The sequence below is a fragment of the Demequina sediminicola genome (genome assembly GCF_000975055.1).
GTDB classification, from domain to species: domain Bacteria; phylum Actinomycetota; class Actinomycetes; order Actinomycetales; family Demequinaceae; genus Demequina; species Demequina sediminicola.
In genome coordinates, this window is the sequence record NZ_BBRB01000005.1 from 118,810 (window position 1) to 142,586 (window position 23,777).

The 23,777-nt window shown below is 61.2% G+C and carries 23 protein-coding genes; 5 read left to right on the forward strand and 18 right to left on the reverse strand.

All coding sequences use genetic code 11. The annotated features are described in order from the left end of the window. Window positions 1-4: 4 nt before the first annotated feature. Genes AOP79_RS10170 through AOP79_RS10195 form a run of 6 tightly spaced genes read right to left on the reverse strand, consistent with a single transcriptional unit; the run spans window position 5 to window position 4,899 of the window. On the reverse strand, window positions 5-751 hold the full coding sequence (locus AOP79_RS10170) for a pseudouridine synthase (protein WP_062073225.1): 747 nt from the start codon (window positions 749-751) through the stop codon (window positions 5-7). Next, a complete protein-coding gene (scpB, locus tag AOP79_RS10175) occupies window positions 748-1,296 on the reverse strand; it encodes an SMC-Scp complex subunit ScpB (RefSeq protein ID WP_236683387.1) in 549 nt (182 codons plus the stop codon). The genes AOP79_RS10170 and scpB overlap by 4 nt, the downstream gene beginning before the upstream one ends. Continuing rightward, window positions 1,293-2,126, reverse strand: a complete 834-nt coding sequence (locus tag AOP79_RS10180) for a segregation and condensation protein A (RefSeq protein WP_062073422.1) — start codon at window positions 2,124-2,126, stop codon at window positions 1,293-1,295. Before AOP79_RS10180 ends, scpB begins: the two co-directional genes overlap by 4 nt. Window positions 2,127-2,161: 35 nt before the next feature. After that, entirely contained in the window at window positions 2,162-2,977 is an 816-nt protein-coding gene (locus tag AOP79_RS10185; RefSeq protein ID WP_236683389.1) for a ParA family protein, read from the reverse strand. A 30-nt stretch (window positions 2,978-3,007) separates the two neighbouring features. Further along, on the reverse strand, window positions 3,008-3,952 hold the full coding sequence (locus tag AOP79_RS10190; RefSeq protein WP_062073229.1) for a site-specific tyrosine recombinase XerD: 945 nt from the start codon (window positions 3,950-3,952) through the stop codon (window positions 3,008-3,010). Beyond that, the gene (locus AOP79_RS10195; protein WP_082093559.1) at window positions 3,931-4,899 is read right to left on the reverse strand and encodes a heme o synthase; all 969 of its coding nucleotides are present in this window, start codon (window positions 4,897-4,899) and stop codon (window positions 3,931-3,933) included. Before AOP79_RS10195 ends, AOP79_RS10190 begins: the two co-directional genes overlap by 22 nt. Before the next feature lie 146 nt (window positions 4,900-5,045). On the opposite strand from AOP79_RS10195, the gene tkt reads away from it, so the two are divergent. Genes tkt through pgl form a run of 4 tightly spaced genes read left to right on the forward strand, consistent with a single transcriptional unit; the run spans window position 5,046 to window position 10,357 of the window. Beyond that, window positions 5,046-7,169, forward strand: coding sequence for a transketolase (tkt, locus tag AOP79_RS10200; protein ID WP_062073428.1), 2,124 nt, complete (start codon window positions 5,046-5,048; stop codon window positions 7,167-7,169). A 37-nt stretch (window positions 7,170-7,206) separates the two neighbouring features. Continuing rightward, window positions 7,207-8,724, forward strand: coding sequence for a glucose-6-phosphate dehydrogenase (gene zwf, locus AOP79_RS10205; protein WP_062073231.1), 1,518 nt, complete (start codon window positions 7,207-7,209; stop codon window positions 8,722-8,724). Further along, on the forward strand, window positions 8,721-9,650 hold the full coding sequence (locus AOP79_RS10210) for a glucose-6-phosphate dehydrogenase assembly protein OpcA (protein ID WP_062073234.1): 930 nt from the start codon (window positions 8,721-8,723) through the stop codon (window positions 9,648-9,650). The genes zwf and AOP79_RS10210 overlap by 4 nt, the downstream gene beginning before the upstream one ends. Beyond that, window positions 9,647-10,357, forward strand: coding sequence for a 6-phosphogluconolactonase (gene pgl / locus AOP79_RS10215; RefSeq protein WP_062073236.1), 711 nt, complete (start codon window positions 9,647-9,649; stop codon window positions 10,355-10,357). Before AOP79_RS10210 ends, pgl begins: the two co-directional genes overlap by 4 nt. A gap of 10 nt (window positions 10,358-10,367) precedes the next feature. Here pgl and AOP79_RS10220 read toward each other — a convergent pair whose 3' ends face one another. From AOP79_RS10220 to uvrA, 11 genes are all read right to left on the reverse strand, one after another. After that, entirely contained in the window at window positions 10,368-10,595 is a 228-nt protein-coding gene (locus AOP79_RS10220; RefSeq protein ID WP_062073238.1) for a SelT/SelW/SelH family protein, read from the reverse strand. A 192-nt stretch (window positions 10,596-10,787) separates the two neighbouring features. Then, window positions 10,788-11,159: an RNA polymerase-binding protein RbpA gene (locus tag AOP79_RS10225; RefSeq protein WP_062073240.1), complete on the reverse strand. Its 372-nt coding sequence runs from the start codon at window positions 11,157-11,159 to the stop codon at window positions 10,788-10,790. 18 nt (window positions 11,160-11,177) lie between these two features. Then, entirely contained in the window at window positions 11,178-11,423 is a 246-nt protein-coding gene (gene secG, locus AOP79_RS10230) for a preprotein translocase subunit SecG (protein ID WP_062073242.1), read from the reverse strand. Between the two features lie 82 nt (window positions 11,424-11,505). Continuing rightward, entirely contained in the window at window positions 11,506-12,297 is a 792-nt protein-coding gene (gene tpiA, locus AOP79_RS10235; protein WP_062073244.1) for a triose-phosphate isomerase, read from the reverse strand. 3 nt (window positions 12,298-12,300) lie between these two features. Next, complete coding sequence (locus AOP79_RS10240) at window positions 12,301-13,491, reverse strand: phosphoglycerate kinase (RefSeq protein ID WP_062073246.1); 1,191 nt, start codon at window positions 13,489-13,491, stop codon at window positions 12,301-12,303. A gap of 83 nt (window positions 13,492-13,574) precedes the next feature. Then, window positions 13,575-14,570: a type I glyceraldehyde-3-phosphate dehydrogenase gene (gap, locus tag AOP79_RS10245; RefSeq protein WP_062073248.1), complete on the reverse strand. Its 996-nt coding sequence runs from the start codon at window positions 14,568-14,570 to the stop codon at window positions 13,575-13,577. Window positions 14,571-14,731: 161 nt separating this feature from the next. Beyond that, window positions 14,732-15,715, reverse strand: coding sequence for a DNA-binding protein WhiA (whiA, locus tag AOP79_RS10250; protein WP_062073250.1), 984 nt, complete (start codon window positions 15,713-15,715; stop codon window positions 14,732-14,734). Between the two features lie 4 nt (window positions 15,716-15,719). Continuing rightward, window positions 15,720-16,682, reverse strand: a complete 963-nt coding sequence (locus AOP79_RS10255) for a gluconeogenesis factor YvcK family protein (protein ID WP_082093560.1) — start codon at window positions 16,680-16,682, stop codon at window positions 15,720-15,722. Then, window positions 16,679-17,596, reverse strand: a complete 918-nt coding sequence (rapZ, locus tag AOP79_RS10260) for an RNase adapter RapZ (protein ID WP_082093561.1) — start codon at window positions 17,594-17,596, stop codon at window positions 16,679-16,681. Before rapZ ends, AOP79_RS10255 begins: the two co-directional genes overlap by 4 nt. Further along, window positions 17,593-19,476 (reverse strand): excinuclease ABC subunit UvrC, encoded by a 1,884-nt coding sequence (gene uvrC, locus AOP79_RS10265; RefSeq protein WP_062073252.1) that lies wholly within the window; start codon window positions 19,474-19,476, stop codon window positions 17,593-17,595. The genes rapZ and uvrC overlap by 4 nt, the downstream gene beginning before the upstream one ends. Before the next feature lie 7 nt (window positions 19,477-19,483). Beyond that, window positions 19,484-22,327 carry an excinuclease ABC subunit UvrA gene (uvrA, locus tag AOP79_RS10270; protein WP_062073254.1) on the reverse strand — a complete coding sequence of 948 codons (2,844 nt, stop codon included), beginning with the start codon at window positions 22,325-22,327 and terminating at the stop codon, window positions 19,484-19,486. A gap of 107 nt (window positions 22,328-22,434) precedes the next feature. Here uvrA and AOP79_RS10275 point away from each other — a divergent pair, with 107 nt between their 5' ends. Continuing rightward, complete coding sequence (locus AOP79_RS10275) at window positions 22,435-22,719, forward strand: YciI family protein (RefSeq protein ID WP_062073256.1); 285 nt, start codon at window positions 22,435-22,437, stop codon at window positions 22,717-22,719. On the opposite strand, the gene AOP79_RS10280 is transcribed toward AOP79_RS10275, so the two are convergent. Continuing rightward, a complete protein-coding gene (locus AOP79_RS10280; protein WP_082093562.1) occupies window positions 22,716-23,771 on the reverse strand; it encodes a TerC family protein in 1,056 nt (351 codons plus the stop codon). The two genes, AOP79_RS10275 and AOP79_RS10280, sit on opposite strands and share 4 nt — an antisense overlap. Between the last annotated feature and the right edge of the window lie 6 nt (window positions 23,772-23,777).

The window sequence follows — 23,777 nt, forward strand, 5'->3', positions numbered from 1 at the left end:
GTACTCATAGCCCCGCGACGTTCATCAAATCGCCAAGTTCTTCGCGAGATAGCGAGCGCAACTCTCCTGGCGCAAGTGAACCTAGCCCGATAGGCCCGAACTGTGTGCGCACAAGTTCCTGAACGGGGTGCCCCACCGCGTCAAACATGCGTCGGACGATGCGGTTGCGGCCCTCATGGAGGACCACCTCGACCAGAGAGTGCCCGTCGGAGACGTCCAGCGTGGTGCATGACGCCACTCGCACTGGACCGTCATCGAGCTCCACGCCCGAACGCAATGTCGTTGCCAGCGACTTCTTCACGCGACCTGAAACCTTGGCGACGTAGGTCTTCGACACACCGTGCGTGGGATGAGCAAGCCGATTTGCGAGGTTTCCATCGTTGGTCAGGAGCAACACACCCGTGGTCTCAGCGTCGAGCCGACCCACGTGGAACAACCGGGTATCGAAGCGTTCGACGTACTGCTTCAAATCTGGGCGTCCTTGCTCATCATCCATGGAAGAGACGACACCACGCGGCTTATTGAGCACAACCGTCAGCGCGTTGTCATCGACACAGATACGCCGTCCCTTGACTTCAATGACGACATCAAGCGGTTCGACGCGCACGCCGAGTTGGTCGACAACCTGACCGTCGACCTTCACGAGCCCACGCTCAATGAGGACCTCGCACTTGCGCCGTGATCCCACGCCGGCAGAGGCGAGAACCTTCTGCAATCGCACGCCTTCTGGCCTGTGTACTTCAAGATTCATCGGTCACCCTCGCCATCGACGTCTGCAAGCTCTGGAAGGTACGGAGCTAGCGGTGGGAGTTCATCCACGCTACTCAGTCCCATGCGTTCTAAAAACTCAGTACTCGTGCCGTACTGGACGGCACCTGCGACCTCGCCGACCTCTGTCACCAGGCCACGCGCACGTAGTGTCTTCATGACCGAATCTACGTTGACGCCACGCACCTGTGAAACTTGGCCGCGCGTCACCGGCTGCCGATACGCCACCACGGCGAGTGTCTCGAGGGCGGCCTGCGAAAGCCTCGCAGATTGCCCCTCCACCACAAACGCTCCGACGGCATCGGCATAGAGACGCGCGGAGTAAATGCGCCAGCGGCCTTCAACCTCACGGAGCTCGAATCCCCGCGGACGCACGGGGTCCGCGTACTCGTCGCGTAGCCGGTGCAGAGTCGAAAGCACCTCCTGCTCTGGGACATCCAGGGCCACGGCGATGTCGGCTGGTGGCACTGGCTCATCCACCACCATCAGGATGGCTTCAATCGCACCCTCAGTGTTCGCATCGCTCACAGTTGCGCACTCTCATTCACCACCGGGGTCGGACTCTCCCCCGTGCCATCGTCAAATTCGTCAGAGACCTCGACGGTGGAGTCGCCACCGGTCCAGCGAATCGTCAACTCGCCCAGCGAGCGTACTTGATCAAACGCGATGACGCTCTCACGAAACAACTCAAGAAGCGCCAAGAACCTCGCGACGACGACATTGACGTGCTCAGCGTCGGTCACGAGCGATCGGAAGGTCACTGCACGATCCCGCTGGAGCCTGCTACTCACCAGCGCTGCCTGTTCGCGCACGCTCACTGCAGGCGAGTGCAGGTGATCGACATTGATTCCGCTGAAGTCTGGCTTGGGCTGCAATGCGTGGGCAGCTAGCCGGGCCAGCTGTTCCGGGCCGATGTGCCACACGAGTTCAGGAAGGACCATCGCAAACTGTGGCTCAAGCTGGACATCACGCGGGATCCGGCGTGGCTGTCGCAACATTTCGTCAAAGGACCCCGCCACCTGCTTATATGCGCGGTATTGCAGGAGTCTCGCAAACAACAGATCGCGGGCCTCGAGTAGTTCAAGATCTTCGATGTCATCGACTTCGCCCTGCGGAAGAAGACGTGCCGCCTTGAGGTCGAGGAGCGTGGCTGCGACCACTAAGAACTCCGAGGCCTGCGAGAGATCCCATTCCGACTCGTGGTGCGCAATGGTGGCAAGGAACTCATCGGTCACGCGAGCGAGCGCAACATCGGTGATTTCCATCTCATGCTTGGAGATCAGCGACAGGAGCAAATCGAAGGGGCCCGTGAAGTTATCGAGATGAACTTCGAAGGCACCTGACGTGCCTTCGGCCATTTCCGTGGCCTCGGAGGCCTGGGTGGACACGGGCGCTACGCCACCGCGCCGCGTGCGACGAGTTCTCGCGCCAATTCGCGGTAGGCAGCGGCACCAGCGTGGGCCGGAGCAAAGGTGGTAATCGGCTCCGCCGCCACCGACGCATCAGGAAATTTCACGGTGCGGTGGATCATCGTCTCCGTGACGTTGTCACCAAAGGCGTCTCGCACACGTTCGACCACCTCTTGGGAGTGCAGCGTGCGACCGTCGTACATCGTCGGGATAATCGCATCAATCGAGAGGCGGGGGTTGAGCCTGTCCTGAACCTTAGTGATGGTCTCGACCAGAAGTGCCACACCGCGCATTGCGAAGTATTCACTCGCGAGGGGAATCAGGACTCCGTGCGCGGCGACCAGCGCATTGACAGTGAGCAGCCCTAGCGACGGCTGGCAGTCAATCAGAATGACGTCATACTCGTCTTCTAGTCCACGGAGAGCCCGATCAAGGGTGCTCTCACGTGCGACCTCCCCCACCAGTTGAACCTCTGCTGCCGAGAGGTCGATGTTGGCTGGAAGCAAATCAAGGTTGTCAACGGCCGTCGACCGGATCGCTTCACGAGGGTCATCGGACGGTCGCATCAGCAGGTCGTAGACCGTGAGTTCAGCCTCATTGGGGTTAATTCCAAGCCCCGCGGATGCGGCACCTTGTGGGTCGAAGTCCACTACCAAGACCTTGCGACCGTACTCTGCAAGGGACGCTGCAAGGTTGACCGTCGTCGTGGTCTTTCCGACGCCGCCTTTTTGGTTGCACAATGCCACCACTCGGGCGGGGCCATGGCTGGTCAGGGGCGTGGGTACCGGGAAATCTGTCACGTGCTCACCATACCGTTGGCGGATGAGTCCTCAACTAAGGGCACGCGGGTGGAACGTCGTGTAGACCTCGCGCAATGTGTCCTGTGTCACCGTCGTGTAGATCTGTGTGGTCGTCACCGACGCGTGACCGAGCAGCTCCTGGACGACACGTACGTCGGCACCACCGCTCAGGAGGTGGGTCGCGAAGGAGTGACGAAGCGTGTGGGGCGAGACATTGTCAACTCCAGCGCGGGCTGATGCCGCACGTAGGATCGTCCAGGCACTCTGCCGTGAGAGCCGTCCGCCGCGAGTGTTGAGGAACAGTGCTGGTCCGCCTCGACCGCCACGTGCGAGAGGCCCCCGTGCCCGCACCAAATAGGCGTGGAGCGCGTCCACCGCGTACCCGCCGATGGGCACCACACGTTCCTTGTTGCCCTTTCCGCGCAACAGGACGCTTTCTTCTTGTGGGTCGAGGACAATGTCGTCGACATCTGCACCGATCGCTTCTGAAATACGTGCACCAGTCGCATAGACGAGCTCCAGCAGAGCACGGTCGCGTAGCGGACCGAGGCCCTCCCCCACGGATGCGGCGTCGAGAATCGCGCTCACCTCGGCGGTGGAGATCGCTTTCGGGAGCCGCTGCGGGATTGATCGTGGTTTAACGTCCGCTGACGGGTCGACCCCCGTCCACCCCTCGGCAAGCGCAAAGCGATGCCAACCCCTGACCGCTACGACCGTGCGGCTAGCCGATGCTGGGGCTAAGCCAGGGGCATCGGCGCTTCCTTCGGAGAGGTCCTGAGCAAACTCCTCGACGTGACGCGGGGTGACGTCGTCAAGAGCGTGAACACCGTGTGATGCCAGGAAGCGTTCGTATCGGGCAATATCGCGCCGGTACGCAGCCAGCGTATTTCGGCTGAGCCCACGCTCGACCGCGATGTGGGCAAGGTAGCCCTCACGTTGATCGGCCAGGACGCTCAGAACAGGCTCACCGTCCATGCGTCGGGCAGGAACGGGTCAACCATAACCGCGGCGAACACGACCGTGAGGTAGGTGATCGAATCGTGGAAGAGGCGCATCTCGCGTAGCTTCGCCTCGCCGCGTTGGGCCCGCTGGTAGAGGCGGATACAACCCAAGGTGAACCACACCCCTGCGGCAGCAGCGACAACCGTATATACCCAGGTCATATCGGCCACGGGCACGAGAAGCAATGTGCACACCACCATCGCAACCGAATACGCAATCATCTCCATGGCGACACGCCGCGTTGGCGCCACGACAGGAAGCATGGGGACCTCGGCATCGGCATAGTCGCGCTTGAACTTCATCGACAGAGGCCAGTAATGCGGTGGTGTCCAAAAGAAGATGACGCCGAACAAGAGGATCGGTGCCCACGAAATGCTCTGGGTTACTGCGGCCCAGCCGATGAGCACTGGCATACAACCCGCCATACCGCCCCAGACAATGTTCTGAGAGGTGCGGCGCTTGAGAAGCATGGTGTATCCGACCACGTAGCCAAGAATCGCGGCTACTGACAGCAAAGCTGCCAAGGGAGAATCAACGACGAACCAGAACCACAGCGTCGACACGACCGCAAGGACCCAGCCGAAGGCTAGAGCCTCCCGTTCAGAGACGGCGCCTGTCACCAGTGGCCGACCCTTGGTGCGTTTCATCACCGCATCGATGTCGCGGTCGAGGTAGCAGTTGAACGTGTTGGCGGAGCCAGCCGAGAGCGCTCCTCCCACCAGGGTGCTCAACAGCAGCGTCCACGACGGGAACCCATCAGCCGCGAGCACCATCGTGGGAATTGTCGTGACCAAGAGGAGTTCAATGATCCGCGGCTTGGTCAACGCAACGTAGGCCTTCACACGAGCCATCGCGCTTCGGGGTGGGGTGCGTTCGCTGACGGACGCGCCTGACGACGGTGCGGAAGGAGCCGAGGACATGCCCTCTATGGTACCTGCGGTACGCCATGCGCTGACCGCACCGATATGTCAAGGCCTTCGTAGTATGTTGTCCACACAAACATAACTGGCAAGGGCGCTGGGATGGATATGGCCACCCCGAGCGTTGCCAGTGTCTAGAGGTGAACATGAGGCCGGTAGGCTGGCACCATCACCCGGAATATATCGAGGAGACATCTGTGACCGTCAACTGGACCGACGCTGACCGCCGGGCAGTCGACACGCTTCGCGTGCTCGCTGCCGATGCCGTGGAGAAGGTGGGAAATGGCCACCCAGGCACCGCCATCTCGCTAGCACCCGCCGCGTACCTGCTCTTCCAGAATGTGATGCGGCACGATCCTTCAGACTCCTCGTGGCTTGGCCGCGACCGCTTTGTCCTCTCAGCGGGACACTCCTCGTTGACGTTGTACCTTCAGCTCTTCGCCTCGGGTTACGACCTCAACCTTGACGACATCAAGGCGCTACGCACCTGGGGCTCCCGTACTCCCGGTCACCCCGAGTATGGCCACACCGATGGCGTAGAGACCACCACCGGCCCTCTGGGCCAGGGCGTCGCCACAGCAGTAGGTATGGCAATGGCAGCCCGCCGTGAGCGTGGACTTCTCGACCCCGAGGCCGCCGCTGGCGCAAGCCCGTTTGACCACCACATCTACGTGATTGCATCCGACGGTGACCTCCAAGAGGGAGTCGCGTCCGAGGCCTCCTCACTGGCCGGCACCCAAGAACTGGGCAACCTCATCGTGATCTGGGATGACAACAACATCTCTATCGAAGATGACACCGATGTGGCGTTCACCGAGGACGTCGTTGCACGCTACGCGGCTTATGGCTGGGACACGCACCACGTCAACTGGAAGAAGGAAGGCCAGGAGTACGTCGAAGACATCGAAGAGCTGGCCGGAGCCCTTGCCGCGGCGAAGGCAGAAACCTCCAAGCCATCCTTCATTGCATTGAGCACTATCATCGGTTGGCCCTCGCCCACCAAGCAGGACACCGGCGGCATTCACGGATCGAAGCTCGGCGGTGACGAACTTGTCGCGCTAAAGGAGCACCTGGGATTCGACCCCAACAAGTCGTTTGACATCGAGCCCGAGATCCTTGAGCACGTGCTTCAGGCGCGCACTCGGGGTCAGCAGGCCCACTCCGAGTGGAACGCCGAGTTCGCCCGCTGGACGGCAGAAAACCCGGAACGGGCAGCACTACTTGAGCGCCTCCAGAACCGTGAACTGCCCGAGGGCTGGGAGTCGTCACTTCCCGTGTTCGACGCAGGATCGTCGCTGGCGACGCGCGCCGCTTCTGGCGAGGTGCTCTCTGCCCTGGCAGACGCCCTCCCTGAGCTGTGGGGCGGATCCGCTGACCTCGCAGGTTCGAACAACACCACGATGAAGGGTGAGCCTTCGTTCCTGCCGGCACGCCGTTCCACGGAGAAGTTTGCGGGCGACATCTACGGCCGCACGCTGCACTTCGGTATTCGTGAGCACGCCATGGGCGCGATCTTGAACGGCATCACGCTGCACGGTCTTACCCGCCCCTACGGCGGCACGTTCCTGCAGTTCTCCGACTACATGCGCCCTGCCGTACGCCTCGCCGCGCTCATGCAGGTCCCCTCGACGTTTGTGTGGACACACGACTCGATCGGGCTCGGTGAGGACGGTCCAACCCACCAGCCCATCGAGCACCTCGCTGCCCTCCGCGCGATTCCGGGTCTAGCAGTGGTGCGCCCTGCCGACGCCAACGAGACCTCGTATGCCTGGCGCGGAATCATCGAACGTACTGACGGTCCCGCCGGCATTATTCTGACCCGCCAGGGCGTGCCAACGGTGGATCGTGAGACCTACGGTGCAGCGGAAGGTGTCCTCAAAGGGGCTTACGTCCTCGCGGACACCGAAGGCACCCCAGATGTGGTGCTCATCGGTACTGGCTCAGAAGTTCAGCACGCCCTCGGCGCACGCGACTTGCTCGCCGAGGACGGCATCAAGGCTCGCGTTGTTTCCATGCCGTGCCGCGAATGGTTCGACGCTCAGGACGAGGACTACCGCGCATCGGTGATTCCCACAGAAATCAAGGCACGCGTCGTAGTCGAAGCCGGCATCGCTCAGCCATGGCACGACATTGCGGGCGACAACGGCCGCATCGTCTCCATCGAGCACTATGGAGCATCGGCCGATGCTGACCTACTTTTCAAGGAGTACGGCTTTACGGCCGCCAACGTCGCCGCAAAGGCACACGAATCACTCGACGCAACCCGGTAACACGGGTTCGCCCACTGATCGACGGAAGGTAAGCCCCGTGGCCAACCCCTTGCGCGACCCCCGTGACCGCCGACTTCCCCGCATCGCAGGTTCCTGCGGCTTGGTGATGTTCGGCGTCACGGGTGACCTCGCACGTAAGAAGCTCATGCCAGCTGTGTACGACCTCGCAAATCGTGGTCTCCTCCCGCCCGCGTTCGCCCTGACCGGGTTCGCGCGACGGGACTGGGGACGCAGCGACTTTGAGAACGTCGTCTACGAATCGGTCAAGGAGCACGCACGGACCCCGTTTAGAGACGAGACCTGGGAGCAGCTTTCCGAGGGCATCCGGTTTGTCCAAGGCACCTTCGATGACCCCGAGGCGTTTGTACGCCTACGAAAGACCGTCGAAGAGCTTGACGCGGAGCGCGGTACCGGCGGGAACCACGCCTTCTACCTGTCGATTCCTCCCTCGGCGTTTCCCCAGGTCCTCACTCAACTGCGGGAATCGGGGCTCTCAGACTCCAACAACGACGCGTGGCGGCGCGTGGTCATTGAAAAGCCCTTTGGCCATGATCTCCAGACGGCCAACGAACTCAATGACGTGGTGTCAGAGGTTTTCCCGCCAGATTCGGTGTTCCGCATCGACCATTATCTGGGCAAGGAGACCGTCCAAAACCTGTTGGCGCTCCGCTTTGCGAACCAGCTCTTTGAGCCGATCTGGAACAGTCAGTACGTTGACCACGTGCAGATCACGATGGCGGAAGACATCGGGATCGAATCCCGGGCTGGCTACTACGACGGCATCGGCCAGGCACGCGACGTCATTCAGAATCACCTGCTCCAGCTCTTTGCCTTGACTGCGATGGAAGAGCCCGCTGATTTTGGGGCCAACAACCTTCGCGACGAGAAGGAAAAGGTGCTGCGGGCAGCCAAATTGCCCGCAGACCTCGACTCCAACACTGCTCGAGGCCAGTACGCCGCAGGCTGGCGTGGTGGCGAGCAGGTCGGTGGATACTTCGACGAAGACGGGATTCCGTCGGACTCCACGACCGAGACCTATGCCGCGCTGCGTCTCGACCTTCCCAACCGCCGCTGGGCGGGGGCGCCGTTCTACCTGCGAGCAGGCAAGCGTCTTGGCCGCCGAGTTACTGAGATCGCGCTCGTATTCAAGAAGGCGCCGTCACCCTACTTCCAAGAGGTAGAAGGCGCCGACGTCGGCAACAACGCGCTAGTCATCCGTGTCCAGCCCGATGAAGGCGTCACGCTGCGCTTTGGCTCAAAGGTTCCGGGCTCGCAGATGGAAGTGCGCGATGTGACGATGGACTTCGGTTACGGAAACGCGTTTACGGAATCATCGCCCGAGGCCTACGAGCGGCTGATTCTCGATGTGCTCCTCGGTGACCCTCCCCTGTTCCCCCGACATGAAGAGGTTGCTCAGTCGTGGAAGCTCCTTGACCCTGTGATTAACCACTGGAGCACCCAGGGTCAACCCGAGGCATACCGCTCGGGCACCTGGGGACCACCGAGCGCTGATCGCATGATGAGTAAAGACGGACGTGCCTGGAGGCGCCCATGATCATCGACTTGCCCCAGACCACCACGTCACAGATCAACAAGCGACTCGTACAGGCTCGCAAGGACTTTGGGGTCGTCACCCTCGGACGCGTGATGACCCTCGTCATCGACGCCACCGACGCCAACGTCGAAGACGCCATTGATACTGCCAATGTCGCATCCCGGGAGCACCCGTGCCGCATCATCGTGGTCGCACCGCATGAAGGTGATGACGACTGCTTGCACGCTGAACTGCGCGTCGGTGGTGACGCTGGTGCCTCTGAGGTCGTCGTACTCCGCCCCTCGCGAGTCCAAGCGGAGCACGGGGATACGCTCGTCATGCCGCTCCTTCTCCCAGATGTGCCTATCGTTGCCTGGTGGCCCGGCAACGTCCCCGCGGACGCGGCTTCGACCGGCATTGGCCGGATGGCCTCGCGACGGATCACGGACTCCAAAGAAGACCCAGATCCCAACACCACGCTGACCACGCTGGGGCGTCACTACCAGCCAGGCGACACCGACCTCGCGTGGACTCGTGTGACCCGATGGCGCGCCTTGCTCGCCTCCGCACTCGAGCAGGTCGCAGACCAAAATGTACTGAAGGCGCGTCTTCACGGAGACACCGGCAGCCCGTCAATCTTGCTGCTTGGAGCCTGGCTCCAGCGCGCGCTCGGCTGCGAGTTCGAAGCGACGTACGACAAGGACGCCACCGGACTGCTCTCTATCGTGCTTGAGACGCCTTCGGGTGAGATCTCGATCGCACGGCCGGATGCACTCAACGCGGTGCTGTCGCAGCCTGGCCAGCCTGACCACATCATTGCGCTGCCTCCCCGGTCACTGGGAGATTGCCTCGCGGAAGAACTTCGCCGGCTCGACGACGATCCGATCTATGGAGAAGCACTGTTGCAACTGCTTGCCATCAATGACGGTAAGGAGTGCGCTTCATGAGGAACGTCGTCGTTTACGCAGACGCGGACGCCGTTGCGCAGTCCACAGCCGCACGCATGTTGATAGCAATCGGCGACGCGGTTGCTCTTCGTGGTCGCGCCGATGTCGTCCTCACCGGTGGAACGGTGGGCATCGGCACTCTTGTTGCCGCGTCCGCGTCTCCGCTCACCGCCATGATCGACTGGACGTCGGTTCACCTTTGGTGGGGTGACGAACGCTTTGTTGCCCGTGGTGATGACGAGCGCAACGAGGGACAGGCACAAGAGGCCCTTGTGAGGAATCTCCCGATCCCAGAAGACAATATTCATCGGATGGGTTCCAGCGATGAGTACCCCTCAGCCGAAGACGCGGCCGCCGCATACGCCGAGGAAATTCTGGCGGCGGGCTCCCCACGCTGGGATGTGCTGCTCCTCGGACTGGGCCCGGATGCACACGTCGCGTCGCTCTTTCCCGGCCACCCGGTGTTCGAGTCCTCGGATGCTGAGACGCACGCAGTGCACGACTCCCCTAAGCCTCCCCCCACTCGCGTGAGCCTCGGCCTTCCGAGTATCAACCGTGCCCGCGAGGTCTGGGTCGTTGCGGCTGGCTCCGGAAAGGCCGATGCGGTGGCTGATTCGCTCCGTCGCTCAGGCGTCCCCGGCGGCGCAGTCGACGGCACCGAGAGAACCCTGTGGCTCCTCGATGCCGCCGCTGCTACACATCTCTAAGCCACCGAACTCAGGCCAATTTCGCCTTCACTGACTCCACAATCTGTGTGATGTCAAAATCGTCTGGCTTGCTATAGATCTGCACACCGTCTGCACGGATCGCGAAGACTCCGCTGTCCCCCGTCACCAGGCTGACTGCCTCAAGCTGGCCTCCAAAGGTAGACAGCAGAGTCCGCTGTGCATCGATGGCTCGGTCGAGGTACCCGCAAGGAACACAGTATTCGATATCAATCTTCATTGATCCTCCTGAAGTCGTGAATGGCGTCTCTAGGCGACCACTCCATCTTCGCAGAGTCAGCGGAGGAAGCGGTGCAGCGCACCACCGCCTGAGGCAATGCCATCGCCACCCCTGTCAAACGACTGCAGCCCGTCGCACCGGAATTCGGGGAGACGGGCTGCGATCAACGCACAGCGTACGTTGCCAAGCAAACTATTCGGCCGTAGCAACCGTTCCGCGTCGTGCGCGAAGCTCAGTGAGCGCTTCCTTCAACAGGAGTTCGCCCTCTTCTTCAGAACGACGCTCCTTCACATACGCGAGGTGAGTCTTGTAAGGCTCATTGCGCAGCGGCTCTGGCGGGTTCTGTGGGTCAAGACCTGCCGGGAGCCCACACTTCGGGCAGTCCCACTCAACCGGGATATCGGCCGAGTCAGCGTCATCTGGAACAGCGAATTGCGTGGTGGTGACGTGACCACGCGCACAGTAGTACTGAACAATCTGTCGTGGCGCAGATTCGCCACGTTCTGCTTCACCCATGGGTCCCGCGCCTACGCGCGAGCCCCGAATGGCATTGCCGCCAGCCATGATCCCCTCCGACCGTGATTAAAGTGCGAAACGTGTAATGAGGCCCAACAACACGATGGTGGCAACCCACACAGTGGAAACAATCCACGTGATTCGTGTGAGGTTACGCTCTCCCACCGCGGAGGATTGAACACCGGAGGCGAAACCGCCGCCAAACATGTCAGTGATACCACCGCCACGTCCTCGGTGGACGAGCACCAGTCCAATGATGATGAAGCTCGTGAGTACGAGTAGCACCCACAGTGCAATCTCCAGAATCTCCACAGTTCTCCTCAGATACGTCTAGGACGGACACCAGGATACGCGACGTTTGCGTTCCTGATGCCCGCCCTGTGAACGATCGTCGTTATGCGCCTACCTGGTGCGAGCGGAAACGAGCAATCTTGGAGAACTCCTCGGGATCGAGACTTGCGCCACCGACGAGGCCACCATCGACATCAGGCTGGGCCATGAGCTGCGCGATCGAGCCCGACTTGACGGAGCCGCCATAGAGCACACGCACGCCATCGGCGAGCTCGGCGTCGTACAGTTCCGCCAAGCGTCCACGGATGGCTGCACACACTTCCTGTGCATCTTCGGGAGTTGCGACTTCGCCCGTGCCAATTGCCCATACGGGCTCATAGGCGATGACGACATCCTTTGCCTTCTCCGCGGGCAATCCTGCAAGTGCTCCGTCGACCTGAGCAAGCGTGTATTCCACTTGCTTGCCTTCCTTGCGGATGTCGAGGCCCTCGCCAACGCAAACGATCGGCACGATGCCGTTGTCAAACGCCGCCTGGGTCTTGGCGGCAACGATCTCGTCACCCTCGTTGTGGTACTCACGACGCTCAGAGTGGCCCACTGCGACATAGTCGCAACCGAGCTTGGCGAGCTGCGATCCCGAGACTTCACCAGTGTAGGCACCGGAAGCGTGCTGCGAGATGTCCTGAGCGCCATACTTCAGTTCAAGCTGATCTGCATCAACCAGCGTCTGCACGGATCGAATGGAGGTGAAGGAAGCGAGTACCGCAACCTCAACGTCCTCGAAGTCGTGCTTCGCGTCCTGAAGGAGCCAAGCGAGCTTCTGAACCGTGTGCGTTGCCTCGAGGTGATCGAGGTTCAACTTCCAGTTGCCAGCAATAAGTGGGGTACGTGCCATGGTTTAGTCCTCCAACACGGCGAGGCCGGGGAGGACCTTGCCTTCAAGAAGTTCGAGCGACGCGCCGCCGCCCGTTGAAATGTGGCTGAAGCCGGCCTCGTCGTAGCCAAGTCGGCGCACGGCAGCAGCGGAGTCGCCACCGCCGACAACGGAGAAGCCATCAGCATTGATCATGGCCTCGGCGACGGCACGTGTGCCGCCCTCGAAGGCCTCGAACTCGAACACGCCCATGGGGCCGTTCCAGACGATCGTCTTGGCATCCGCGATCTTCGACGCGAACAGCTCCGCCGAAGCGGGGCCAATGTCGAGGCCCATCCAGCCGTCCTCAATCGCGTCGGCTGCCACAGTCTTGTGCTCAGCATCCGCCGCAAACTTATCTGCGACTTCGATGTCCGTGGGGAGCACAATCTCGACACCGTTCGCCGTGGCAGTCTCCAGGTATCCCTTAACGGTCTCAACCTGGTCCTCTTCGAGGAGTGACGAGCCAACGTCGTAGCCCTGTGCCTTCAGGAAGGTGAAGACCATGCCGCCGCCAATCAGCAGCCGGTCGGCCTTGGTCAGCAGGTTTCCAATGACGCCGAGCTTGTCAGAGACCTTGGATCCACCGAGAACAACCGCATAGGGGCGTTCAGGGTTCGTGGTCGCGCGTGAGAGCGACTCCACTTCGTTCTGAACGAGCGCACCAGCGGCGGCCGGAAGGATCTGCGCGACATCGTAGACAGAGGCCTGCTTGCGGTGCACCACACCAAAGCCATCAGACACGAAGACGTCGGCAAAGCTCGCGAGCTGTTGTGCCAACTCCGCGCGCTCTTCATCGACCTTGGACGTCTCGCGCTTGTCGAAACGCACGTTCTCGAGCATGGCGACCTGGCCGGACTCGAGAGCGTCCACGGTGGACTTCGCGGACTCACCGACGAGGTCTGCCGCGAGCGTTACGGGCTGGCCGAGGACTTCGGAGAGACGGGCTGCAGCAGGCGCAAGCGAATACTCTGGCTTGGGCTCGCCACCGGGCCGTCCGAGGTGAGCAGTCACGATCACCGCTGCACCGGCATCCAGCAGCTTCTTGACGGTCGGCACAGACGCACGGACACGTCCGTCGTCGGTGATGGTTGTGCCGTCGAGTGGCACGTTGAGATCGGAGCGGACTAACACCTTCTTGCCGGTGAGGTCCCCGAGGCTATCGATGGTCTTCATGATGATTCCTCTCGCTTGTCACATGGCAACGCCCGCACACGCATTGCGTGCGCGGGCGTCACCACGATCTGAATTCTTGAAACTTAGAGCTTCTCGCCAACAAAGACGGTGAGGTCCACGAGGCGGTTCGAGTAGCCCCACTCGTTGTCGTACCAAGAAACAACCTTGACCTGGTCGCCGATCACCTTGGTGAGGCCAGCGTCGAAGATCGAGGATGAGGGGTGCGTTTCGATGTCCTTGGAGACCAGTGGGTCTTCCGTGTACTCGAGGAACGTGCCGTCAGCTGCGTCCTTGATGATCTGGTTGATCTCTTCGACCGAGGTCTCGCGCGAGGCGGTGAAGGTCAGGTCGGTTGCCGAACCAGTAGCAACGGGTACGCGCAGTGCGTAACCGTCCAGCTTGCCCTTGAGTTCGGGGAGGACGAGAGCCACGGCCTTGGCCGCACCGGTCGACGTAGGAACGATGTTGAGTGCGGCGGCACGTGCACGACGCAAGTCCTTGTGAGGTGCGTCCTGCAGGTTCTGGTCTGCGGTGTAGGCGTGAATGGTCGTCATCAGACCCTTTTCAATGCCAATGCCGTCGTTCAGAGCCTTAGCCATCGGTGCGAGGCAGTTCGTGGTGCACGATGCGTTCGAGATGATGTGGTGGTTCGCGGGGTCGTAGTCCTCGTGGTTCACACCCATGACGAAGGTTGCGTCTTCGTTCTTCGCAGGAGCGGAGATGATGACCTTCTTGGCGCCAGCGTCGATGTGTGCCTTGGCCTTGGTCGCGTCCACGAAGAAACCGGTGGACTCGATGACGATGTCCGCACCGAGGTCTGCCCACTTGAGGTTCGCGGGGTCGCGCTCTGCGGAAGCGGCGAAGGTGTTGTCGCCAACGGTGATGCTGTCTTCCGTGAAGGAAACCTCAGCGTTCAGACGACCAAGAATGGAGTCGTACTTGAGGAGGTGCGCGAGAGTCGCGTTGTCCGTGAGGTCATTGATACCGACGACCTCAATGTCCGCGCCAGAAGCGATAATTGCACGGAAGTAGTTGCGTCCGATACGGCCAAAGCCGTTGATGCCGACCTTAATGGTCACAGTGTTTCTCCTCGGCTAGCGCCGACCAATGCCGGCGCGGTTGTGTGTGGAATCAACGCGCACGTCAACGTGCGCCGTGTGGCCTCGGGTCTTGCTTGAGGCACTAAACCCACCCTACACCGCCAAGCGCTTTCCGTCCGCGACATTGGTCCTAGTGGGCGTTAGCTCACATCGAGCGCATCAGGTGATATACCTGCCTCGGTGTCGGGGATGCCTTGGTCCATGGCTTGCTTGTCTGCCGTCGCGAGCAGCCGGCGAATGCGTCCTGCGATCGCGTCCTTCGTCAGTTGAGGCGAAGCCATCTTGCCGAGCTCTTCAAGCGACGCCTCACGGTGCTCGAGGCGTAGGAGCCCGGCCTCTTTGAGGTGTTCGGGAACGCCATCGCCCAGAATCTCAAAAGCTCGCTGGACTCGGGCGCTCGCTGCGACCGCCGCTTGTGCGCTACGGCGCAAGTTTGCATCATCAAAGTTCGCGAGACGGTTTGCCGTACCTCGGACTTCACGGCGCGTGCGCTTTTCTTCCCACTGCAGTACCGAATCATGTGCACCGAGGCGCGCAAGCAGTTGCGAGATCGCCTCGCCGTCACGAATCACCACCCGGTCAACTCCGCGCACCTCGCGTGACTTGGCGCTGATACCGAGTCTGCGCGCGGCGCCTACAAGTGCAAGAGCGGCCTCCGGCCCTGGTGAGGTGACCTCCAAGGCCGACGAACGGCCCGGCTCGGTCAACGAACCGTGAGCGAGGAATGCGCCTCGCCACGCTGCGACGGTATCGCCAATAGAGCCGCCAACAACCTGCGGCGGAAGGCCACGGACGGGCCGCCCACGATGATCAAGCAAACCAGTCTGGCGAGCGAGCGACTCGCCTTCCTTCACGACACGGACAACGTACCTGCTGCCCTTACGCAGTCCCCCCGCGGAGACGACAATGACCTCACAGGTAAGGCCGTAGACCTCATGGATGTAGGCGCGAAGCCGGCGCGCGGCGACGCCGGTATCGAGCTCAGCCTCGATCACAATGCGGCCACTCACAATATGAAGTCCACCTGCGAACCTCAGCAGCGTAGCTACTTCAGCCTTTCGCGCCGAGGTCTTGTCTACTGGAACTCGCGCGAGTTCGTCCTTCACCTGTGCCGTCAAAGCCATGGGCTTATCCTGCCATTGACGGACCGGGTCCGCGGACCTGGAGCCCCTTTTCCTGAAGAATGTTCGCCACTGCCTCGCGGAGTGCTGTGGTGTTATGTGCCTCGGGTTGCGACGTCTCGCACAGGCGCGCAACCCGCATCGGCGCACCCCAGGACTCGATCTCCCGTGCCAGCTCGGGATCCTCCTCGTGTTGAGCATCGACGAGCACATGCCCAGGTGTGAACTGTGGGGCTGCCTTCCGCAGTGCTCGAACCTCGTCAGCGCGCCCGAGCCCCTCCATCTCCCGGTCGCCACTTCCAACATTGAGCACCACCACACAGCGGTCAGCAACCTCGTGCAATGCCTGGGCCACGGGGGCCACTGCAAAGTGCGTGAGCACACTGGTGTACCAGCTGCCCGGGCCTAAGACGACGACGTCGGCTTGTCGAATCGCGGAGAGAGTTTCAGCTGGGACATGGGGCTCGGACGGATCCAATGTCAACGAGACAACGGTGCCCTCTGCGCTCGCCACTGCAGCCTGGCCCTCGACCTCGTGCCGACCGCCTTGCCCCTCGATAGTGGCGTGAACTGTGAGCGGCTCATCGGCGAGCGGCAAGACCCTCCCATGGGACTGCAACAGCGACCCCACGAGGTCCAAGCCGGCAACTACGTCATCATGGCGATCCCAGAGCGCGGCAATCAACAAGTTCCCGACTGCATGCCCGTCCAAGGGGCCACCCGTGGTGTAGCGCCACTGCAGCACATCCCGCCACGTACGCCCCCACTCAGAGTCTGCGCACAGCGCGCTCAGCGCCATCCGCAGGTCACCGGGAGGCACAATGCCCATTTCTTCGCGTAGCCGCCCAGACGATCCACCGTCATCAGCAACGGTCACCACCGCCGTCAGTTCGCTGGTCAACTCCCGAAGGGCGGTCAACGAGTTGTAGAGACCATGCCCACCACCAAAGGCGACAATCTTCACCGTCATGATGTCGGCCGATCCCGGTGCGTGACTCTCACGACGCGATTGTCAGCCTGGAGCCGAGCACCAAGAGCCTCGGCAATAGCAACCGATCGATGCTTACCACCCGTGCAGCCAACGCTCACCGTGACGTCAACGCGATCGTGAGCCCGATAGCGGCGCAGGACATCTGACAGCAAGCGGGTGTAGTTGTCGAGAAACTCGGCGGCGCCTTCAGAGTTCAGCACATAGTCACGCACCGGCTCGTCTAGTCCTGTGAGTGCTCGCATCTCGGGCACCCAGTGCGGATTGGGCAGGAACCTCACATCCGCGACGTAATCCGCGTCAGTAGGGACGCCATTCTTGAAACCGAAGGACTGGACGTTGACGTTCAGCGTCGGTAGTTCATCACCAAAATTGATGGACAAGACCCGGCGCAAATCGTGAATGCTGAACGTGCTGGTATCGATCACTGCATCAGCGACATCGCGGACGGGAGCTGTCACGTCACGCTCCTCCTGGATACCTTCAAGGAGGGTCCGGCCCTCACTCAATGGATGCGGCCGGCGAGCTTCTTCGAAACGCCGTACCAGCACATCGTCGTTCGCATCCAGGAACACCACACGAACCGTCACGCCACGGGCCTCAATGTCATCGATCACTGGTTCCAGATCACCAAAGAATCGGCCACCACGAGCATCGACCACCGCCGCCACACGCGCCATCTGCCCCTCGATCAACAGCGTCTCCAACAATGAATTCAGCATGTGCGGAGGCAGATTATCGACGACGTACCAGCCCAGATCAGCGAGGACTCCTGCCGCGCGTGTCCGGCCAGCGCCAGCCATACCAGTAACGATGAGGACATCGCCCGACTCATCACGCTGGTGCTCGACACGGGGAATGCCCGAGGGATAAGTCGCGGGGTGAGGATCAGTCATGTGTCTACTGTGCCACTGCTGCCATGCAAAGCATGGTGCACCACACGCGCCGTTGACTTACCCACTCCGGGCACCAAAGCGATCTGCTCCACCGATGCCTCCTTCAATCTGGCCAGAGAGCCAAAATGACGAACCAGAGCCTTGGCGCGTGCAGGCCCCACCCCGGGGAGCTCGTCGAGGCCCGATGCTGTCATCGCTTTAGTGCGCTTGCGCCGATGGTGCTTGATCGCGAAGCGGTGGGCCTCATCACGCACTCGCTGGAGGAGATACAGCGCCTCCGAACCACGCGGCAGGATGACGGGGAACGGCTCCCCCGGTAACCAGACCTCTTCAAGTCGCTTTGCGAGCCCGCACAGGCGCACGTCGGTAATTCCCATGCGGTCGAGAACCTCCTGGGCCGCATTCACCTGAGGCAATCCACCATCGACCACCACCAGTTGCGGCGGATAAGCAAAAGACGACGTTTCGCGCTCATCGGGCGGTAGCGCCGCCTGTTCCTGATACCGCGAGAAGCGTCGGCTCAAGACCTCGTCCATGGCGGCCGTGTCGTCCACAGCATCGGCGATGTTGAACTGGCGGTACTCCTTCTTACGCGGCAACGCATCTTCAAACACCACCATCGATCCCACCTGGTTGGTGCCCTGGGTATGGGAAATGTCGTAACACTCGATCCTCAAGGGCGCTTCGGGCAGACCCAGGTGGTCTTGCAGCTCCTGCAGCGCCGCAGAACGGGTCGTCAGGTCTGAAGAGCGGCGCATGCGGTGCTGCTGAAGTACGAGCTCCGCATTGCTGTGGCCCGTGGTGGCGAGCTCAGCCTTCTTCCCGCGCTGAGCCACCCGAATGCTGACCTTAGCGCCACGTGCACCAGCCAAGACATCGCGAAGCGCATCGACAGCCGACGGCATCACAGGCACCAACACTTCGGGCGGAATGTCTTCCGGAAGTGACGCACTGTACGCCTCTTGCACCAACTGCAGCACCATCGAGGACGGATCCAGAGGCTCAGGCTTATCGACAACCCAGCCACGCTCACCTGTGATGCGCCCGTCACGCACGTAAAACACGTGAGCCGCGGCTTCCATCTCGTCATCAACCAAACTAAACAGGTCGACATCCACGCCCGCGTCGAGCACAACCGCATTGCGGTCCAACACAGCAGTCAAGGCACGAATACGATCTCGCGCTCTCGCAGCGCTCTCAAAGTCCTCGCGTTCCGCAGCACTATCCATGGTTGCGGTCAGGTCTCGCATCATTCCCTTGGCGTGCCCGGACAGCACGTCGCACACCTCTTCCGCAAGCGCACGGTGATCCTCTGGCGAGATCTTACCCACGCAGGGGGCCGCACACTTGTCGATGTACCCGAGCAAACAAGGACGTCCTTGCCGTTGTGCCTTGGTGAATACCCCAGGGGCACACGAACGCATCGGCAGGGCGGTCAACAGCGTGTCGACCGTCTCGCGAATGGCCCATGCCTTGGCATAGGGACCGAAGTAGCGGACGCCAGGCTTGCGCTCACCACGCATCACCTGAATGCGAGGGTACTTTTCGTTGAGGGTGACCGCCAAGTAGGGATAAGACTTGTCGTCTTTGAAGACGACATTGAACCGCGGGTCATACTGCTTAATCCAGGTGTGCTCGAGGATCAGCGCCTCGGCTTCCGACCGGACTACGGTCCACTCCACCGAGGCAGCGGTCGTCACCATCATGCGGGTGCGCGGATGCAGGTGGTGAAGGGCTTGGAAGTAATTGCTGAGCCGAGACCGAAGATTCTTGGCCTTGCCGACGTACACCACGCGCCCGTGGGGGTCGCGAAAGCGATACACCCCAGGACGCGTGGGTATCGATCCCTGGGCGGGCCGATAATCCTCTGGATTCGTCATGGGGCACCTACGTCAATACGGGCGAACCGACGAGCATCTCTTTCAAGAACCGCCCAGTGTGGCTCTCTGGCTCCTCGGCGACACGCTCGGGCGTGCCTTCAGCGACCACCACCCCGCCGCCAGCACCACCCTCTGGTCCCATGTCAATGACCCAATCGGCGCTCTTGATGACGTCAAGGTTGTGCTCGATCACGATCACCGAGTTGCCTTTGTCCACGAGTCCCTGGAGGACGGTCAGCAGTTTCTGAACATCTTCAAAGTGCAGGCCGGTCGTCGGCTCGTCAAGCACGTAAATGGTGCGGCCCGTCGAGCGCCGCTGAAGCTCTGACGCCAACTTCACCCGTTGTGCTTCACCGCCTGACAATGTGGGCGCACTCTGGCCCAAACGCACATAACCCAACCCAACATCGACAAGCGTCTTCAAGTGCCGAGAGATAGACGGGATCGCTTCGAAAAACTCCGCACCCTCAGTGATCGGCATGTCCAATACATCGGCCACCGACTTGCCCTTGAAGCGCACTTCAAGGGTCTCCCGGTTATACCTCGCGCCCTTGCAGACCTCGCAGGGCACGTACACGTCCGGCAGGAAGTTCATTTCGATCTTGAGCGTTCCATCGCCGGAACATGACTCGCAACGGCCACCCTTGACGTTAAACGAGAACCGGCCAGGTCCATATCCGCGCACCTTCGCCTCCGAGGTCTCGGCAAAGAGTTTGCGGATCTTGTCCCACACGCCCGTGTACGTCGCGGGATTGGACCGTGGGGTCCGGCCGATAGGCCCCTGATCAACGTGCACGATCTTGTCTAATTGATCGACGCCGAGGATACGGGTGTGACGGCCCGGGACTTGACGCGCCCGGTTCAACTGATTAGCGAGAGCTGTATAGAGAATGGAGTTCACGAGGGTGGACTTGCCAGAACCTGAGACGCCCGTGACTGCAGTGAGCACACCCAGTGGGAAAGTGACGTCGATGTTCTGCAGGTTGTTCTCGTGAGCGCCCACGACGGTAATGGACTTCCCGTCCTCGTACGGACGTCGCGCCTCGGGCACCCCGATACTGCGGCGTCCAGAGACATAGGCGCCAGTGAGAGACGCTTCATTCTCGAGCAGTCCCTCAACTGATCCTGAGTGAACGACCTCTCCCCCGTGTTCACCGGCGCCCGGACCAATGTCAACGACCCAGTCCGCAGCGCGGATCGTATCTTCATCGTGCTCCACCACAATCAGGGTGTTGCCAAGGTTGCGTAGTCTCGTCAAGGTGTCAATCAGACGTCGGTTGTCACGCTGGTGAAGGCCGATGCTGGGCTCGTCCAATACATAGAGAACGCCCACCAGGCCACTGCCGATTTGAGTCGCGAGGCGAATCCGCTGAGCTTCTCCACCAGAAAGCGTTCCCGCGGCCCGCGCAAGAGTCAGATAATCGAGGCCAACATCAAGAAGGAACCCCAAACGAGCATCGATCTCCTTGAGAACCTGTGCGGCGATCTGCCGACCACGTTCGTCAAGCTCGGTCGTCGTGAAGAAGGCCCGAGCATCGGCGATCGACAGTTCACACACTTCAGCGATCGACTTGTCACCAATAGTGATCGCTAGCACCTCGGGCTTGAGGCGCGTCCCGCGGCACTTATGGCAAGGTACTTCGCGCATGTAGGCCTCATAGCGCTCACGCGACCACTCAGATTCGGTCTGGCCGTGGAGCCTCTCGATCCACGACAACACCCCTTCGAACCCGGTGGTGTACTGGCGCTCACGGCCAAAACGGTTCCGGAATGACACATGGACCTCATAGTCCTTACCCACCAAAAGCGCCTCGCGCACCGACTCCGGCAGCTCGGCCCAGGGGGTGTCCATGGAAAACTCGAGGTCCCGAGCAAGCGACTTCAACATACGTCCGTAGTACTCGGAGGAAGTGTTGCTCCAGGGATGGATCGCACCTTGATTGAGGCTCAGTTGCTCATCAGGGATCACGAGCGCCGCATCGACCTCGAGGCGCACGCCGATGCCGGTGCATTCCGCACACGCGCCGTAAGGGGCGTTGAAGGAAAACGTGCGAGGTTCGACCTCTTCCAACGTCAACACGTGATCGTTGGGGCAAGCACGGTTCTCGCTATAGCGCCGGGCGGGGATGTCCTCATCGACGGGTTCGATGACCACGAGCCCGTCAGCCAAACGCAGAGCAGTCTCCACAGAATCGGTCAGGCGCTGCCGCACGCCGTCGCGTGCGACGAGTCGATCGACCACCACCTCGATGGTGTGCTTCACCTTCTTGTCGAGTGCCGGCGGCTCAGTCAGCTGCACCACTTCACCGTTCACTCTGGCGCGCGCGAATCCCTGCTGCTGCAGGTCCTCGAAGAGATCTACATGCTCGCCCTTGCGGCCCCGCACCACGGGCGCGAGGACTTGGTAGCGGGTTCCCTCGGTTAGGCCAAGAGCCGAATCCACAATCTGCTGGGGAGTCTGTGCTTGAACGAGCTCACCACACACCGGGCAATGCGGTGTGCCCACGCGTGCGTAAAGGAGCCTCAGATAGTCGTAGACCTCCGTGATCGTGCCGACGGTCGACCGTGGGTTTCTATTCGTCGACTTCTGGTCGATCGAAACTGCAGGCGATAGCCCCTCGATGAAATCGACGTCGGGCTTATCCATTTGCCCCAGAAACTGCCGTGCATACGCGCTGAGCGACTCCACGTAGCGACGCTGTCCCTCGGCAAAGATCGTGTCAAACGCGAGCGACGACTTTCCAGAGCCGCTCAGCCCCGAGAACACGATGAGTGAATCGCGGGGAAGCTCCAGATCGACACCCTTGAGATTGTGTTCGCGTGCTCCGCGCACCAGAAGTTTGTCATCCACACCGCAATGCTACGCAATGTTTTAATCGAACGCGTGTTCGACTCGCGCTGGTGTGCATCGAACGCCACGATTGTCCGCCCGCACCCGTCCCCTGGAAGAATGACGGCATGACTACCTGGATGATCGAATACACCTATGACAACCGCGCATCGGAGCGGGACGAGCTACGACCAACTCACCGGGCGTACCTGACAAAGCTTGCCGCCGAGGGGAGCCTGGCCGCGTTCGGCCGCTATACCGATGAAGGCCCAGCCGGGGCGCTCCTCGTCGGCACGACCGAGACTCGTGCCGACATCGAGGCTCTCTTGGACCAGGACCCCTACGCGCTCGCTGGCCTCATCAGTGACCGCCGCATCCGCGAGTGGCCTGCGGTGTGGGCAGAGAAGGACTAACGTTCGTCCCGGGCGTCGCCCTGGGCAGGGTCTTCTAGAGCAGCGCCTTCATCGTCCTCGAGCCGCTGTGCCATGGCACTGGCGTTGCCCTTGCGAGTCGACCAGAGGCTGGCGACGGTGGCAATGACAAGAATCGCGCAAATCACGACGAGCGACGTCGTCGTTGAGATCTCCACGACGTGCAGTCCTTCCCCGCCGTTGATGAACGGCAGGTTGTTCTCGTGGAGGGCGTGCAGCACCAACTTCACTCCGATGAAGGCCAAGATCGCAGCGAGCCCGTAGTGCAGGTACACGAGTCGTTGCAATAGCCCCTGCACAAGGAAGTAGAGCTGCCGTAGGCCAAGGAGCGCGAAGGCGTTCGCCGTAAAGACGATGAACGGATCTTGGGTGAGCCCAAAAATTGCCGGAATCGAGTCAAGAGCGAACAAGATATCGGTCGAACCAATCGCGACCATCACGAGCAGCATCGGCGTGACGAGGCGCTTACCGTTCTCCTTGACGAAGATTTTTCCCTCGCGATAGCCGTCAGTCACGGGGTACAACTTGCGCACCAAGCGGACCATCCGGCCCTCCTGGTATTCAGCCGTGGCCACGTCCTCCGGCTCTTCCTTCGCTAGACCCCACGCGGTGTAGATCAGGAATGCGCCGAAGACGTAAAACAACGCAGAGAACGCGTCCAGCGCTGCAGCTCCTGCTGCGATAAACACAGTGCGCAAGATGAGTGCGATGGCGATACCGACCAGAAGCACGCGCGAGCGGTACTTCGGTGGCACCGCGAACCTGGTCATGATGACCAAAAACACGAACAGGTTGTCCACTGACAGGGACTTCTCCGTGATGTAGCCAGCGAAGTACTCGGCAGTTGGGAAATCCGGGTGCCACCAGTGCAGGAAGAGGCCAAAGACCACAGCGAGGCCGATGTAGAAGAGCGACCAGCCCACCGATTCCTTGAAACTCGGCTCGTGAGGCCGTCGGATGACGACGGCGAAGTCGAAAATGAAAAGGACGATGATGAGCGCTATGGTTACGGCCCACACGGAAGGATCAGTCACGGCGCT